Consider the following 16068-nt stretch of genomic DNA (forward strand, 5'->3'; position numbering starts at 1 on the left):
GATAGCAGTCTGTCGAATCAGCTTGAGCTTAGCTTGAATGAACACGCAGCCACATTAAACAAGCTCTCCAAAGCACCCCCAAGGAGCAGCCATCGGCAGCTCCTTGGGGATCTCCTTCGTCATTCAGATTGTGCCAGGCATAAAAAACTACCCTCAGGCCTGCGGAACTCATCGAAATGAGCCTCGTAGGTGCTTATCGATGACAATCACTCCTCTGAACCCCCTGGGTGCTAAGCAGGACGCGGTGCTTCAACAGGCGGGGTTCCGTCGTGAAACATCGTCTTCAGTTGAGCACGCAGTTCTGGTGAGTCGGTGTGCTTGTGAACACTAACCGCATGCTGCGCGGCGGCCTCGAGCAGTTCGTTTTCAGAGTCTGCGGACAGTGCGATTGAGCAGTGGGAATCGCTCGGAAACTCGCGGCAGTCGATGTATTTACGCGCCATGAATGTTTTCCTCCCTACGACGAAGGCAGGCCGTGGCCTGCGTGAACGATCGCTCGACGCGTCCCCCATACATCAAACACGACTGCATGCCACATCGAGTGTGCCAACCGTTAAAGTATAGGCCCACCGATGTCGGGGTAGTTGTGCCAGACATAGAAAACGGCCGCGCGGAAACAGGGAACGGATCACGACGGCTCGGCATTTACCTGAAATCGTGGTCTGTCCCTTTTTATGCTGGTTAAGTGGCAACTACTAATGACTTCACATGGCCGTTATCTACCTGATGCAAAAGCCAGTTATCCCTGGCAACGCAGCTGGCCCGATGCGCGCGGCTATCGATTCAGCAGCGGTGCCAGCAATGCGCACATACCGCGCCAGTGCGAACCCTCCCAGTAAACCCGTTGGCAGGCGTCGCAGCGCAGGAAGTGCGAATAGAGGACGCCAATGCGTGGCGGTACCTGCGTCCGGGCCAGTTCCAGGCTGATCTCGTGCAGCGGCAGGTTGCAATGCAGGCACAGGCTGAATGGCCGCGCACTACGCGCCAAATCGAGGCGCTCGTACAATTCGCGCAGCTGCAGCGACGGTTTCAGGGCATGCACATAACAGCCGTGGCTGATGATTCGCCGCTTGAGCAGTTCGCGGTCGCGGGTCAGCACGATGCGTCCTTGCTGCGCAGCGATCTCGGCGATCTCGCTATCCTCGAAGCCATTGTCGTAGAGGGTGTCGAAGCCGCTCATGCGCAGCAGACTGGCCAGCCCGCCAAGGTGCGCATCCGCGACGAAACGCAGCACCCGTAAAGGTTGCGCACGAACCTTGAGCAGCGGGCTGATGTCCAGCGCTTCGAACTTGGGATACACCGCCAGCCGGTCATTGTCGAGGATCACCCGCTCCAGGCCCACCGACTCGCCGTTGAGCAGCACCAGTTCGACCTCGGTGTGCGGTATCCCGAGCGCCTCGATCATGTGCTTGACCGTCGCCCCTTGCGCGCACTCACAGGTGAAGGGTTGCCGCCGCCGTTCGGCCGGCAGGAAATCGTTGAGCTCCTCGTAGAAGCGGAAAGTTGCACTGGTCATGTTGAACAGTATGGCAGGGCTGCAGTGTGGTTGTTCTGGTGTTGATGCCAGCCGGGTCAGTCCAGTGGCAGCGATATCGTTAATCTCGTTCCTTTGTCCGGTGCGCTGTCGATCGTGAACTCCCCGCCCAGCATGCTGATGCGTTCCTTCATCCCCACCAACCCGAACGAGTTCAGTTTTTTGCGATCCGTCATGCCTACGCCGTTGTCTTTGATCTGCAGGTAAAGCCGGCGACCCTCCCTGGAGAGTTCGATATGCACCTGTGTCGCTTGCGCATGCCGGGCAATATTCGACAGCGATTCCTGCACGATGCGGAACAGTGTGGTGGCGGATTTTTCATTCAGATCGCAACGGAAGTTTTCGTCTTTCGCCGACATCGTGCAATCGATCGCGCTGCGCTGCCGGAACTCTTCAAGTTGCCACTCGATCGCTGCCTGCAATCCCAGATCGAGTACGGGTGGCCGAAGATCATTGATGATACTGCGGACACTGCGGATGGCTGTATCGAGGTGATTCAGAGCATCGCTGGCCTTTTCGTTGAGCTTGGGGTGCATGGTACTGGTGCGCGTCTGCAACATGGAGACATCGATTCGCAACGCCAGCAGACTCTGCCCCAGCTCGTCATGGATGTCCCGTGCGATCCGCTTTCGCTCTTCTTCCTTGATGTGCTCCTGATAGGAGGCCAGTTCACGCAGCTGCAGCTTCGATTGCAGCAATTCTTCGGCCTGCATCGTCAGTTTGCGCTGCAAGTAGAACAGGTCGACAAACACCTGGATCTTGGCGCGAAGAACCTCGGCCACAATCGGCGAGAAGATGTAGTCGACTGCGCCGGCCGTATAACCGCGGAAACGCTCGGAATCCGTGTCGGCCTCCGCCGTGACGAAGATAATGGGCGTGTGGGCCGACTTCGGGCGGCCGTGAATGAGTGCAGCGGTTTCAAAACCGTCCATCACTGGCATTTTCACGTCGAGCAGAATGACGGCGAAGTCGCGCTGCAATAGCAGGCGCAGCGCCTCGCGTCCGGAAGTCGCCGTGGCAATATCGAGACCCATGTCGGCAATCACCGCGGCGAGCGCCGTGAGCTTGGCGGGATTGTCATCCACCAGCAACACGGATGCTGGCACGCCATCAGGCGGGAGCGGGTGCCGCACCTGGGCTCTCTCATTGAATACCGGGGGTTCCTGCTGCATATTTATGCCACTTCGGTTTGCGCTAGCGCCTCTTGCCGTTACGGCAACACCGGTAAAGTCGAGCCGGCCTTGCGCACTTTGCCACCTTTGCTGTCGCGCAATCAGCGCGGCACAGAATCATCGATAGAGCCATTTGCGCATCAGTGACAGTAGCTGGTCGGTGTCCACCGGCTTGCTGACATAGTCCGAGGCGCCTGCCTCGATGCACTTTTCACGGTCACCCATCATTGCCTTGGCCGTCAGCGCAATCATGGGCAGGGCTTCAAATCTTTTGAATGTACGGATCTGGCGCATGGTTTCAAAGCCATCCATCTCGGGCATCATGATGTCCATCAGCACGATGTCGGTATCGGGCTGCTGCTGCAGCAGTTCTATGGCGGTTCGGCCGTTTTCGGCCGTGGCCACCAACATTTTGTTGCTCTCAAGCACGCTGGTCAGGGCAAAAATATTGCGCACGTCATCGTCGACCACCAGGGCCTTTTTACCCTCGAGACTGTCCGAACCTTCATAGAGTTTTTCCAGCATTCTGCGCTGGGTCTGCGACAGCCTGGCGACGACACGGTGTAGAAACAGAGCGGTTTCGTCGAGTATGCGCTCGGGGGACTGAACGGCCTTGATGACGCTCTTGCCGAGCAGTGTCCTGAAACGCTCGTGTTCCGGTTTGGTCAGCGTCTCTGCACCATAGACGACGATCGGCAATTCACGCATGGCGTGGTCTTCCTGCAACGCCTCGAGAAACCTGATGCCGGATGCGTCGGGCAGTTTGAGATTGATTGCCATGCAGTCGTAGCGTTTCTTTGCCAGTTTCTTCATGGCGTCAGCGCCGCTGTCGGTCGCTGTGATCTTCACGTCGGTGTTATCGAGCAGATCGAGGATGCGGGCGCGGTTCCCTTCGTCGCCGTCGAAGAGCAGCAGGTCCCGGGTCTTGCGCCGAGCGAATGCCACGATGGCGGCCAGCGCATTTTGAATCTCGTCGGCTGTGACCGGCTTGAGCAGATAGTCGAAAGCGCCATAGCGCAGCCCGCGGGTGTGGTCGTCAGCGATCGAGATGATCTGGACCGGGATGTGACGCGTGGCGAAATTGCGCTTCAACTGTTCGAGCAGCGACCAGCCATCGATGTCCGTCAGGCCCGGGTCCAGTGTGATCGCGGCGGGTTTGAAGCGCTCGACAAGCTCCAGTGCATCCGCGCCACGTGTCGTGACGATAGCCCTGAACCCCTTCTGGTGCGCGGCCTCGAGCAGAATGCTGGCGAATCGGGCGTCGCCCTCGAGCATCAGCAGCACTTGATCCCCGGGTTGGACAGACTCGCGGTCGTCCAGTACCTGTGCGGTCGGGTTTGACATGAGGTCGCGCTTGACCTGGCCAGGTACTGCCTCTGTCGCTGATTCGTCTAGCGTCTGACCCTGGGCATCCTGTGTACGCAAGGGCACGTACAGCGCGAAAGTACTGCCCTTGCCGATCTCACCGGGGATCAGTCGCAGCTCACCGCCCAGCCGGTGTGCGAGCTCGCGGCTGATCGACAGGCCGAGGCCGGTGCCGCCGTATTTTCGTGAGGTTCCGGTATCTCCCTGCTGGAACGCTTCGAAGATCAGCTTCTGCTTGCCGGCCGAGACGCCAATGCCGGTGTCGGTGACCACGAAGGCGACCACCGCATCGGCACGATTCAATTCGCTGTTATCCACGCTCCACCCGGACACAGCGGGCGCGATGCTGATCTTGACGCTGCCTTGTTCAGTGAACTTGAAGGCGTTGGACAGCAGGTTCTTGACCACCTGCAGCAGGCGCTTTTCGTCGGTCCGGATGACGGGGGGCAGGGTAGGCGCCAGTTCAATCGTGAAGGAGAGGCCCCGGCTTTCGGCGACCGGCCGGAAGGTGCGTTCGATCTGGTCGTGCAGGTCGTCGAACAGCGCTTCATTCAGATCCAGTGTGACCGTACCCGACTCGATCTTGGACAGGTAGAGAATCTCGTCGATCAGCTCCAGCAGGTCCTTGCCCGCGCTACGGATGGTCTTGGCATATTCGACCTGCCTGGGAGTGAGATTGTGTTCCGCGTTGTCGCTGAGCTGGCGGGCCAGGATCAGCAAGCTGTTCAATGGCGTTCTGAGCTCATGGGACATACTGGAGAGGAATTCGGACTTGTACTTCGAGGTCAGCGTCAGTTGCTCCGCCTTCTCCTCCAGCGATAGCTTGGTGATTTCGACTTCGCGGTTCTTGCGCTCGACTTCGGCTTTCTGCTCCGCCAGCAGTCCAGCCTTGTCCCCCAGTTCCTCGTTGGTCTGCCTCAATTCTTCTTGTTGCTTTTGCAGCTCCTGCGCCAGCGATTGCGACTGCTTGAGCAGTTCTTCGGTACGCATATTGGCTTCGATCGTGTTGAGCACGATACCAATCGATTCAGCAAGCTGATCAAGGAAGGTTTGATGAATGATGCTGTAGCGCGTGAACGAAGCCATTTCGACGACGGCCTTGACCTTGTTCTCGAACAGGATCGGCAACACGATGATGTTCAGCGGGGCGGCCGCGCCCAGTCCGGATGAAATCGCGACGTAATCTGCGGGTACATCGGTCAGCAGGATGCGCCGCTTCTCATAAGCGCATTGCCCGACCAGGCCCTCGCCGAGCCGCCACTCATCGTTCACATTGATGTTTCCCTTGTACGCATAAGCGGACAGTAGCTTGAGTTTCGCAGGATCGGGCGGGCTCTCGTTCATCATGTAGAACACACCGTGCTGGGCGTTGATCAGCGGAGCCAGTTCAGACAGCACCATCTTGGAGACTGCCGCCAGATCGCGCTGGCCCTGCAGCAGACGGTTGAATTTCGCCAGATTGCTCTTGAGCCAATCCTGCTCCGCGTTTTGCCGCGTGGTTTCCCGCAGGTTGCGGATCATCTCGTTGACGTTGTCCTTGAGCTCCGCCACTTCACCCTTTGCTTCCACCTCCACGTAACGGGTCAGATCGCCCTTGGTCACGGCAGTCGCCACATCGGCAATTGCGCGCACCTGATTGGTCAGGTTGGCCGCCAGACCGTTCACGTTGTCGGTCAGGTCGCGCCAGGTGCCGGCAGCACCCGGCACGTTGGCCTGGCCCCCCAGCTTGCCCTCGACGCCCACTTCACGCGCCACCGAGGTCACCTGATCGGAGAACAGCGCCAGCGTATCGGTCATACCGTTGATGGTATCGGCCAGTTCGGCGATCTCACCCTTGGCTTCCAGTGTCAGTTTCTTCTTCATGTCGCCGTTGGCTACAGCGGTCACCACTTTCGCGATGCCTCGTACCTGGCTGGTCAGGTTGGCGGCCATGAAGTTCACGTTTTCGGTCAGATCCCTCCAGGTGCCGGACACGCCTTGCACCTGTGCCTGTCCCCCGAGCTTTCCTTCGGTGCCGACTTCGCGCGCCACCCGCGTCACTTCGGCGGCAAAGCTATTGAGCTGGTCCACCATGGTGTTGATGGTGTTCTTCAGCTCCATGATTTCGCCCTTGGCTTCCACGGTAATCTTGCGTCCCAGGTCGCCTTTGGCCACCGCCGTCGTCACGTCGGCGATGTTGCGCACCTGATTGGTCAGGTTGGCCGCCATGCTGTTGACCGAGTCGGTCAAATCTTTCCAGGTTCCACCGACGCCTGTCACCTTGGCCTGGCCACCGAGCTTGCCGTCAGTCCCCACTTCGCGAGCCATGCGTGTCACTTCGTCGGCAAAGGTCGAGAGCTGGTCCACCATCGTGTTGATGGTTTCCTTGAGTTGGAGAATTTCTCCTTTCGCTTCGGCTGTGATCTTGCGTGACAGGTCGCCGTTGGCCACCGCCGTCGTCACGTCGGCAATGTTGCGCACCTGGGTGGTCAGGTTGGCCGCCATGCCGTTGACCGAATTGGTCAAGTCCTTCCAGGTACCGGACACGCCGGTCACTTCGGCCTGTCCGCCCAGTTTGCCTTCGGTACCGACTTCCAGTGCGACGCGTGTCACCTCCGCGGCGAAGCTGGAGAGCTGGTCGACCATCGTGTTGATGGTGTTTTTCAGTTCGAGAATCTCGCCCTTGGCTTCAACCGTAATTTTCTTGCCGAGGTCGCCGCGCGCCACCGCCGTCGTCACCTGTGCGAGGTTGCGCACCTGGGTGGTCAGGTTGGCCGCCATGCCGTTGACCGATTCGGTCAGGTCGCGCCAGGTGCCTGATACGTCGCGCACTTCCGCCTGACCGCCCAACTTGCCTTCGGTACCGACTTCCAGCGCCACGCGGGTCACCTCCGCAGCGAAACTCGAGAGCTGGCCGACCATCGTATTGATGGTGTTCTTCAGCTCGAGAATCTCACCCTTGGCTTCGACGGTAATCGTCTTGCCCAGATCGCCTTTGGCCACCGCAGTCGTCACGTAAGCGATGTTGCGCATCTGGGTGGTCAGATTGGCGGCCATGTCGTTGACGGAGTCGGTCAGGTCTTTCCAGGTGCCGGACACCCCTTTGACATTGGCCTGCCCACCGAGAATCCCTTCAGTGCCGACTTCGCGCGCCACGCGGGTCACCTCGGAAGCGAAGGAGCCCAGTCGCGTCACCATGGTGTTCACGATCTCGGCGGATTTGAGGAACTGACCCCGCAGTCTCAGGCCGTTGAGTACCGGCGGTACCTGCTGGTTCAGATTACCCTCGGCAACCGAACCGACAACGCGAATGATCTCGTTCATCGGGCTGATGAGGTCGCTGGTGAGCGCATTGCTCGAGTTGACGATCTTTTGCCATGAGCCTTTCATCATCGGCAATTCGATACGCTCATCGACCTTGCCCTGCTTGCCGATCAGACGCGCCACGCGTTCGAATTCGGTGGTGGTGTCGGCTGCCATGTCGATGATCTCGTTGAGCGTGTCAGCGATCTTGCCCGGCATGCCGGTCCAGTCTTCCGGCATACGCGTAGTGAAGTCACCTTTGCGCAACGACTTCAGCGCTGCCAGCAACGTCTTCATGTCGAAAACTTCGATCGGTGTCGTCACTGTGGCGATGCCTCTGTCCAGTCAAAATTGATGCCACGGGCAAGGCATTACCCATGGGCGTGCAGACAATCCTAAGAGCTTAGGCGCCGCTAACGCCTGAGGCAAAAGTGCAAGTGTGCTCTGTGCCTGCTAACGTCAAACTCTGCAGTAGATTCCATGGCTTGCTGGCCACTGGCCGCAGGGCTGGTGTGGGAATGCATGGGCGCGCGCCACTGTGCCGGCGGGTTCAACATCATCTGTAGGTCGAGACACGATACGGCCGGGGGCTTTGCGGGTGCGAATGGAAAATACAGATGATTGACCACAAAATCAGAGTCTTGCTGGTGGATGATCACAGCATCGTGCGTAGCGGCGTGCGACGCATGCTGGAGACTGCCGGCGAGATCGACGTAACGGGTGAAGCCGAGACGGCACAAGACGCAATGCTCCTGGTCCGGGAGCAGGATTTCGACGTGGCGCTGGTGGATATTCAGCTTCCCGACAAGACCGGCCTCCAACTCCTCAAACTCATGCGTGCGCACAAGCCCAAGCTCGCCGTTCTGATGCTGAGCATGCATTCGGTCGAGGCCTATGCGTTACGCGCAATCAAGCTCGGCGCTGCGGGCTACCTCACCAAAGATATTTCCGCAGCCACCCTGGTTACGGCAGTTCGCAAGGTGGCCTCAGGTGGCAAGCACGTCAGTCCTGAGCTGGCGGAAAAACTGGTCAACGCTATCGGCAAAGGCGACGCGGCGCCCCACGAAGCGCTATCCGACCGGGAGCTTGAAGTACTCAAGCTCCTCGCTGCAGGCGAGAGAATTGTCCGCATCGCTCAGATATTGCACTTGAGCCCGAGTACCGTCACGACGTACCGGGCACGCATCCTGGAAAAAACAGGGATGGACAGCAACGCGAAACTGGCCCGCTATGCACTCGAAAACGGCCTGTTGACTTAGATCGCCCTGCCATCCGACGCAGCCGGGCACCAGACTGTTTGTAGTGGAATCACTACAAGCTCTTGGTCGAAATCTCCACAAAGATGTCCTGCTAACGTCGATAGCGGGAGCCGTTCCAATCAAGCATATTTACCTCTCGGCAAATTTTCGTTCGCTCAATAGAGTTGTCTTCGTCAAAGTCTTGTACCGCCATGGCCTTCAGGATATGCATGAGAGCAAGTTTCACGAGTCAGAAAAGACTCCGGAATTGATACTCGCAAGTTGAGCGCGGAGTGCACGTTGCATTCATGTTGAATCAATGTTCAAACTGGAGGGCATCATGATGATAGGTTATTGGTTATGCGCATTGCTGTGGGGAGTGGTGCTGCTGGAGGAGATCCAACTCATACCCCGACAGGAATGGAAAGACGAGGGTCTGAAAAAGGTTCTGTTGCTGCGCCGGACTAGAAACCGAAAAGGCTACTTTTTTGCGTTGATCGCGGGCGCCATGTGTCTTTATAGCGAAATCCTGGTGGCGCCGGTCGATCAGAGTGTTTTCAATCCGGAACTGATACTTGCCCTATGTGGTGTTCTTTGGGGTGCATATCTGTCCGTAGTCTGCATAAAGGGGAAGCGATAGATACCTGCCTCCATGACTACTGCGGGTAATTGAGATTTCACTATCGTCGCCCGGCGGGGAGACTTTGCCGGTCAGGCGCTCAACTCAAATTTTGCGAACGGCTAACAACGGATTTTATTGGCTAAAGCTGAACTTCCTTGTTCAACCTGACTTCACCATCCAGCCAGGGCGGCGTTTCCCAGGGGCCTGGTGTCTTGCTCCAAACGCGCTTCGGTGTCTCTGTCTTTTGCCCAGGCGGTGAGCAGTACCATCGCCCCGAAACCACCGACGATGAGTACCGGATAGGCTGCCAGCAACTCCACCAGCGAGTACTTCCAGGCCAGCGGACGACCAATACCCAGCATGGCGGCATAGAACCATGACACGCCAGAGAGGGCGCCGGAAAACAGCGCCAGCATGCGCAGGCTGAAGGAGAGTTTGAGTAACGAACCGGCTTTTTTCAGTGCCGGCAATACCGCGCTATGCAACAGGATGCCGTTAAAGGTCAACAGCACTACTATGCCGATTTTGGCTTGCAGTTTTGGATTGAGGAAATATTCCATCCCCTTGCCGGCATAATCGATCCCGACAATACCAATGCCCGTAATCCAGAGCGCTACAAGTGCAAGCACTACGGTTTTCTGAAGGCTTTCCATGTGCGCGTCATCGTGGTGGCCTGACGCATCTCCCTTCAGGAGTTGCTTGACCATTGCAATGTCGCTGGTCAAGACCAGCCCGATTGCCACACAGCAGGCGATAAGATGAAAATATACAACGCCCAAACGCACATATTCCACGGTGGACGAAGAAAACATACTAAGTTCCATGGTGACCTCTTGGCTTCAATAGTGAATCAACTTGGCTCTCGGCCACGGCTTGATTGGAATTTACCGTTGCTGACTGCCATTTAGATCCAGCAATTGTTATCAGTTAATCTTGCGACATTACGCCAGCAAGATAATAGTGAGTTTCTCGAATGAACTTTTAGTCATTCGATCATGTCCATTTTCAGGTAACCAAAAACCTCAATCGCACTGAGTGCATGGGAGGTTTAACTTCCGCTTCTGGGGGGCGGTGAGGCCCGGAACCCGATCGACGAGCGAATCAGGCAATGCTGGTAGGGTCGGCGGGGCTTCCACCCCATTCGAGGAAACGGATCTTGTGAACCTCGCCCTCGCTGTCTTCGTAGACCAGGGTCACCGGTACCACGCCGGTCTTGTCGGATGTATCGGTGCGCTGCAGTACCCGTTTCACATCGATGTCCATCCCGTAGTGGTATTCAACGGCTGAAACATGCGCGCCGGGTTCTTGCAGGCTGCTCTGGTCAAAGACACTGGGTGCGAGACTGGAAATCACGGCACTGACAATCGTGGCCATGCTCATAAGGCTGTACCTCCACTGAAGTTCGCTTGACAAGGACTTAATGTGACACGTGGTGAAAGTGAAGTTCACTTGACCGCGACGAACGCGCCTGCCTGAAAAGCCTGTAGTGGCTGCAAACTCCCGGCAATTCCCCACGCTTGACGCCTCTCGACCGTTCGTCCTTTAACCCCCGTATTTGCTGGAAAAAGTCCGTTTTTCAAGGAGGTCATGACATGTCATGACCGATTGTCATGCGTCGGGTATTGGCCGATTTCTGCCTGTCACCGAGGGTTATATCCGACCCATGGCGGACTCTCGGAGGCAATCTTTGGCATCTCCAAAATCACAATGAAACCAACATGCTCCACGTAGTAAAGCGTGCTATCCATGATTATATTGCTGCAACAGGTGCATTAATGTCCTGCAATAAACCAGTCTTGTTCATCAGTAGGTCAGTTATCACACTGAGGTCACTCATTTGATAACGGCTTCTGACTGAAGGAGAGATGACCATGGTATCTGCGATCCGGTTTATCCAGTTCGGCAACCCTGAAGTACTGAACCTGGAGACACTGAGCGAACAAGCGCCCGGCCAGGGTGAGGTATGGCTTGAGCAAGAGGCTGTAGGTGTCAACTTTCTCGACGTGACCCAACGAAAAGGGGCGGTGCCGATTGCTTTGCCATCTGGAATTGGGCTGGAAGGCGCGGGGCGTGTCGCCGCTGTGGGTGTGGGTGTCAGCAACGTGCGAGTAGGGGATCGCGTCGCCTATGCCACCGGCCCCTTGGGTTCCTATGCTTCGGCCCGGCTTTATCCGGCAGAGCGGCTGGTCAGAATTCCGGATTCGCTGTCATTTGACGATGCAGCAGCCGTCATGTTCAAGGGCATCACTGCGCAGTACCTGTTGAAAGCCACCTATCCTGTGGGGCCCGGTACAACCATTCTCCTCTACGGTGTGGCCGGAGGGCTGGGGGAAATCATGGTGCCGTGGGCCAGACACTTGGGTGCCATCGTGATCGGTGTGGTTTCAAAGCAGGCCAGTGTCGAGAAAGCCCTGGCGTCGGGATGCGATGAAGTCCTGGTGTTCGATGCGGACAGCCTGGCTTCCCGGGTCGCTCGTATCACCAAGGGTAAAATGGTCGACGTCGTCTATGACCCGATAGGGCGTGTTTCTTTCCAGGCATCCCTGGATAGCTTGCGACCACGAGGCCTGATGGTATCGTTCGGAGCCTCATCAGGTGCGCCGTCAGCCGTGGAACTGTCGACACTCAATACCAAAGGCTCGCTGTTCCTGACACGTCCTTCGTTGGCAGCCCATACGGCGAGTGCCTCTGAGTACCAGGAACGAGCGCAGGATGTGTTGGCCGCCATAGGTGCAGGTATTATCAAACCTTCGGTCCGGGCAAGTTACTCTCTGGCGGACGCAGCATTGGCGCATGCGGACCTGGAGTCGGGGCGTTCATCGGGGGCGATCATTCTAAAACCATGAATCTTGATGTTCTGAACAATCAGCACAGCGACGAAATCGCTGCGTTTCTGGCCGTGGCCTCGCAAGGCTCGTTTGTCGGGGCAGGCCGGCTATTGCAGCGACACCCAACCGTCGTTTCGAAACGACTCGCCGCAATGGAAAAGCGCCTTGGCGTTCGGCTTGTGGAGCGCTCCACCCGCCAGGTTCGAATTACTGAAACAGGTGCCAGGCTGGAGCAACGCCTTCGCTCAGCCATCGAATTGATGAATGAAGCGCAGCATCAAGCGTCCGAGGGCGCCAGCGAAATCCACGGTACTTTGCGCCTTGCATTGCCGGCAGCCATGGGCAGGCGTTGGCTTGGCCCGATGCTGCCGGAGTTTCTCAAGGCTCATCCGCATGTCTCGATCATCGCTGACTATAGCGAGCGTCTGGTCGACATCATCGATGAAGGTTTTGACGCGGCGATCCGAATCGGAGAGTTGGACGACAGCCGGTTGATAGCCAAAAAACTGAGTGACCATCGCCGGATACTGTGTGCCTCGCCTGCTTACATCACAAAGCACGGCATGCCCGAAACGCCACAGGACCTGATCAGGCACAATTGCCTTCGCTTCAGTGGCCTTGCGTCTTTTCCTCAGTGGAGACTCCATCGCGGCAATGAACTGCAGACGGTTTCTCCCAAAGGAAACCTGACGGCCAATGACAGCGAGTCATTACTTGCAGCGGCCTGCGCCGATGCGGGAATACTGGGGGCAGGTGACTGGTTGATGAGTCGTGATATTGCTGCCGGGGGACTGTTGCAGGTCCTTCCTGACTGGCAATTGGATACCGCCGGTGGGGTCTACCTGGTCAGGCCATCAGCCAAGTTTCCGGGTGCCGTGGTCGTCGCGTTCAAACAATGGATCGAGTCAAAGTTTACCCCCGCGCCCCCATGGGCCATCTGACCGGCTGACCTTCGGTTCCCCCTGACCGACACATGGCTGCCGGTCATGTGTGTTCATAAAATCAGCATTGCATCAAAGCCAATACAGGATAGTAACGGACCACAACCAGCCGATGCAGAGGGTGATGGCAAGGTAGATCGCCACAATCATCAGAGGCTGATTCCACATGACACACCTCCCATAACCGTTTTCTTTGCATGGGTGCCTGGTAAAACGGGCGCTCGTCGCATGAGCAATAACTCGTCAGAACACTCCAAGGGTCAATTCCATCGCCAGTACAGCGGACAACGCCAGCGTCATCACCAACGCGATAAACATCAGGCCCAACTCGGCCAGCTGCTTATATAGGGCCATCGGCCGTTTCGTGATTCGAGCAATTGATCTATCAGTGGAAGCCATCACTCATCCTCACTCTTGCGTGGAATACGCACCACAGGCTTGACTTGGGCAGTAAGGCGATGGAACCGCATGGTGGTGTCGCGCGTTTCATTTCCTACCCCTCGCGTCATGCCGAATCCGGCGAGCCCCGCCGTCTCCATGATGTCCGGGACGACAGCTGTTGCGGGTACCAGGGGTGGTGCAACTAATGAGCCATTTCAATACGGCGAAGAAAAAACTCAAATTAATTAACAAGCTGTTTGCGAGGGGTTTCAAGCGAGAGAAAGGGGGGAGGGGGGAATATTCCTCAAAGTTGGTGGTAAACGCCTGGTTGGGTGGGTGTAGTACCCCATTTTTGGAGAGAGTGGCGGCCCTGTTTCACCGATTGTTTTTGGTAGGGGCTACTTGTCCCTGAGGCGAGGTGGATTTAACGGGGCGGAAGGGCCGCTTCTAACTGTGGTTTCAACCGGTCGAAGCAACACACTGAATTCTGTTTAATAGACGAGTGAGTTTTCGGCACCGCACATTACCCGCGGAGAAACATCGATGCCGAGAATCACGTAACCGCTACTCAAGCAGCTGATCTATCAACACCGCATTGGTGTAGATCAAACTGCCGTCACTCGCCCGGTGTCCAACCAGATGGAACTGTCCGCGTTCGTGGTGCAAATAGACACGCATCTGACAGTCGGACAAGGGGGCGTATCCCTCGGGCATGATCAGATCCATCGAGTCCATATCGACATCGACCATGGCTTCCGGCTCGTGGGTCTTCTGCAAGCGCTCTTCGGCCTCCTCCAGACGGACATGGAGAGGTCCGTCGACGTAGAAATGGACTTCCCCCATCGGGGTGGACTTTTGGGCGCCGCTGGTTTTGCACCAACCTTCGATCGTCAGGGCACTCATGACGAAACCTCCCATGTGGATTGCTGGAATCTGTATCTATCGTTCCTGCTCGATGCCATCACTTATGTTGGATGACTGCACAAGGGCAGGGTTCGATTTTTGGCGCCGCTTCTGGCCGACCCTGCTGCCCGTCATCAGACATTCAGTATAGCCGGTCGCCGGGCCTCGCTTGCCAACCTCACGTACAACCCGATGGGCTCTATACTTCTTACTGACTTTGCCGCCCCGATGGGTGGTATTTGTCTGCCCTGCTTGGACGTCAGTGGCGATGCTTTTGCATAACCAATGAACAACAGGAATAGGATGAAGAGGAAATGGCAATAGCAATTGTCCTGATACTAATCGTTATTGCATCAGTGCTATTCCACATACTGGCGCCTTGGCACGCGACACCGGCAGCTTCCAACTGGGGTTCCATAGACACCACCCTGTTCATCACCCTGATCATTAGCGGAATATTTTTCATTGCCATCACGGTATTCATGGCTGTAGCGGTGATGCGGTATCGTCACAAGGAGGGTGCCAGGGCGGCCTACCAGCCAGAAAATAAAAAGCTGGAACTGTGGTTAATTATCATAACGTCGGTAGGTATTGCCGGGATGCTGGCGCCAGGTCTTGTTGTCTACAACGATTTCATCCGGGTGCCGAAAGAGGCTTACGAACTTGAAGTGGTCGCCCAGCAGTGGCAGTGGGCCTTTCGTTTTCCCGGGCAGGACGCAAAGCTGGGCAAATCGGATATCAGGTTTATTGATTCCGCCAATCCCTTCGGCCTTGATCCCAAGGATCCTGCAGGGCAGGACGATGTGCTTGTAATGAATAATGAAGTTCGCCTTCCGCTCGACCGCCCGGTGAAAGTCTTGTTGCGCGCTAAAGATGTCCTGCACGATTTCTATGTACCGCAAATTCGCAGCAAGATGGATATGGTGCCAGGAATGGTGTCGTACTTTTGGTTTACGCCAACTAAAACCGGAAAATACGAAGTCCTTTGCGCTGAATTTTGTGGCGTAGGTCATTACAACATGCGCGGCCATATGATCGTGGAAGAGCAGGGCGTCTTCGATCAATGGCTCAAAGGCCAGCCGACTTTTGCGCAGACATTGACGACAACTGCCAAACCCGGTCGCGACAGCGTGCTGGAAAAAGGCCGCCAGTTGGTCGAACAGCTCGGCTGCAAGGCCTGCCATAGCCAGGATGGCAGTGCCAGTCTCGGCCCGGGATGGAAAGGGCTGTACGGCCGCACTGAACAGTTTGCCGATGGCACCAGTGCGGTGGTCGACGAGGCCTACCTGAAAGAGTCGATTCTCGATCCGAAGGCCCGGCTGGTACAGGGCTACCCGCCGGTCATGGTGGCCTATACTCTCAAAGACGATGAAATGGGCGCTGTCATCGCCCTGATCAAATCACTGGGCGCTGCGGGGCAAGACGATGAACCTTCGACCGGCGAAGCGTCGAGCCCGGGTGAAGACCTGGTGGCGCAGGGGCAGCGACTGGCCGGGTCGCTCGGCTGTCTGGCCTGCCACAGTGTCGATGGCAACAAGGGCGTCGGCCCCAGCTGGCAGGGCCTGTATGGCAAGACGCAAACCCTTGCCGACGATACGAGCGTAAAGGTCGACGAGGGCTATATCAAAGAATCGGTTCTGCATCCCAATGCCAAAATCGTCAAGGGCTATGCAGCCGTCATGCCGGCCCTGGCTCCGAGTGACGAGGAGCTCAATGCACTGATCGCTTTTATCAAATCCAAAGCGAATGCTGACGCAGATGCGAGCAAGGCGGAGCCAGGGAAGTAGCCGTAAAACAGCCAG

General features: G+C 56.9%; 12 protein-coding genes. 5 read left to right on the plus strand and 7 right to left on the minus strand.

Going from position 1 to position 16068, the window contains the following annotated elements:
- Nucleotides 1-230: 230 nt before the first annotated feature.
- The 4 genes from KW840_RS27485 to KW840_RS27500 form a co-directional block, all read right to left on the minus strand.
- Entirely contained in the window at nucleotides 231-443 is a 213-nt protein-coding gene (locus KW840_RS27485) for a DUF1059 domain-containing protein (RefSeq protein WP_008001113.1), read from the minus strand.
- Between the two features lie 332 nt (nucleotides 444-775).
- Entirely contained in the window at nucleotides 776-1516 is a 741-nt protein-coding gene (locus tag KW840_RS27490) for a Mut7-C RNAse domain-containing protein (protein ID WP_057715344.1), read from the minus strand.
- 56 nt (nucleotides 1517-1572) lie between these two features.
- Nucleotides 1573-2706: a response regulator gene (locus KW840_RS27495; RefSeq protein ID WP_150813700.1), complete on the minus strand. Its 1134-nt coding sequence runs from the start codon at nucleotides 2704-2706 to the stop codon at nucleotides 1573-1575.
- A 117-nt stretch (nucleotides 2707-2823) separates the two neighbouring features.
- Nucleotides 2824-7650, minus strand: a complete 4827-nt coding sequence (locus KW840_RS27500; RefSeq protein ID WP_256353656.1) for a HAMP domain-containing protein — start codon at nucleotides 7648-7650, stop codon at nucleotides 2824-2826.
- Nucleotides 7651-7970: 320 nt separating this feature from the next.
- On the opposite strand from KW840_RS27500, the gene KW840_RS27505 reads away from it, so the two are divergent.
- Both KW840_RS27505 and KW840_RS27510 read left to right on the plus strand, forming a co-directional pair.
- On the plus strand, nucleotides 7971-8612 hold the full coding sequence (locus KW840_RS27505; RefSeq protein WP_057715341.1) for a response regulator transcription factor: 642 nt from the start codon (nucleotides 7971-7973) through the stop codon (nucleotides 8610-8612).
- A gap of 319 nt (nucleotides 8613-8931) precedes the next feature.
- Nucleotides 8932-9231, plus strand: a complete 300-nt coding sequence (locus tag KW840_RS27510) for a hypothetical protein (protein WP_218498400.1) — start codon at nucleotides 8932-8934, stop codon at nucleotides 9229-9231.
- 152 nt (nucleotides 9232-9383) lie between these two features.
- On the opposite strand, the gene KW840_RS27515 is transcribed toward KW840_RS27510, so the two are convergent.
- Both KW840_RS27515 and KW840_RS27520 read right to left on the minus strand, forming a co-directional pair.
- Nucleotides 9384-10037 (minus strand): hypothetical protein, encoded by a 654-nt coding sequence (locus KW840_RS27515; protein WP_057715340.1) that lies wholly within the window; start codon nucleotides 10035-10037, stop codon nucleotides 9384-9386.
- Nucleotides 10038-10314: 277 nt separating this feature from the next.
- Nucleotides 10315-10593: a DUF2790 domain-containing protein gene (locus tag KW840_RS27520; RefSeq protein ID WP_057715339.1), complete on the minus strand. Its 279-nt coding sequence runs from the start codon at nucleotides 10591-10593 to the stop codon at nucleotides 10315-10317.
- 491 nt (nucleotides 10594-11084) lie between these two features.
- Between KW840_RS27520 and KW840_RS27525 the strand changes: the two genes are divergently transcribed.
- Nucleotides 11085-12059, plus strand: coding sequence for a quinone oxidoreductase (locus KW840_RS27525; protein WP_218498401.1), 975 nt, complete (start codon nucleotides 11085-11087; stop codon nucleotides 12057-12059).
- Complete coding sequence (locus KW840_RS27530; RefSeq protein WP_218498402.1) at nucleotides 12056-12982, plus strand: LysR family transcriptional regulator; 927 nt, start codon at nucleotides 12056-12058, stop codon at nucleotides 12980-12982. The genes KW840_RS27525 and KW840_RS27530 overlap by 4 nt, the downstream gene beginning before the upstream one ends.
- 945 nt (nucleotides 12983-13927) lie before the next feature.
- Here the strand turns inward: KW840_RS27530 and KW840_RS27535 are convergent.
- Entirely contained in the window at nucleotides 13928-14266 is a 339-nt protein-coding gene (locus KW840_RS27535; RefSeq protein WP_218498403.1) for a hypothetical protein, read from the minus strand.
- Between the two features lie 314 nt (nucleotides 14267-14580).
- Between KW840_RS27535 and KW840_RS27540 the strand changes: the two genes are divergently transcribed.
- Nucleotides 14581-16053, plus strand: coding sequence for a cytochrome c oxidase subunit II (locus KW840_RS27540; protein WP_218498404.1), 1473 nt, complete (start codon nucleotides 14581-14583; stop codon nucleotides 16051-16053).
- Nucleotides 16054-16068: the final 15 nt, after the last annotated feature.

This window comes from Pseudomonas sp. PDM30 (assembly GCF_019218985.1).
GTDB lineage: Bacteria > Pseudomonadota > Gammaproteobacteria > Pseudomonadales > Pseudomonadaceae > Aquipseudomonas > Aquipseudomonas jessenii.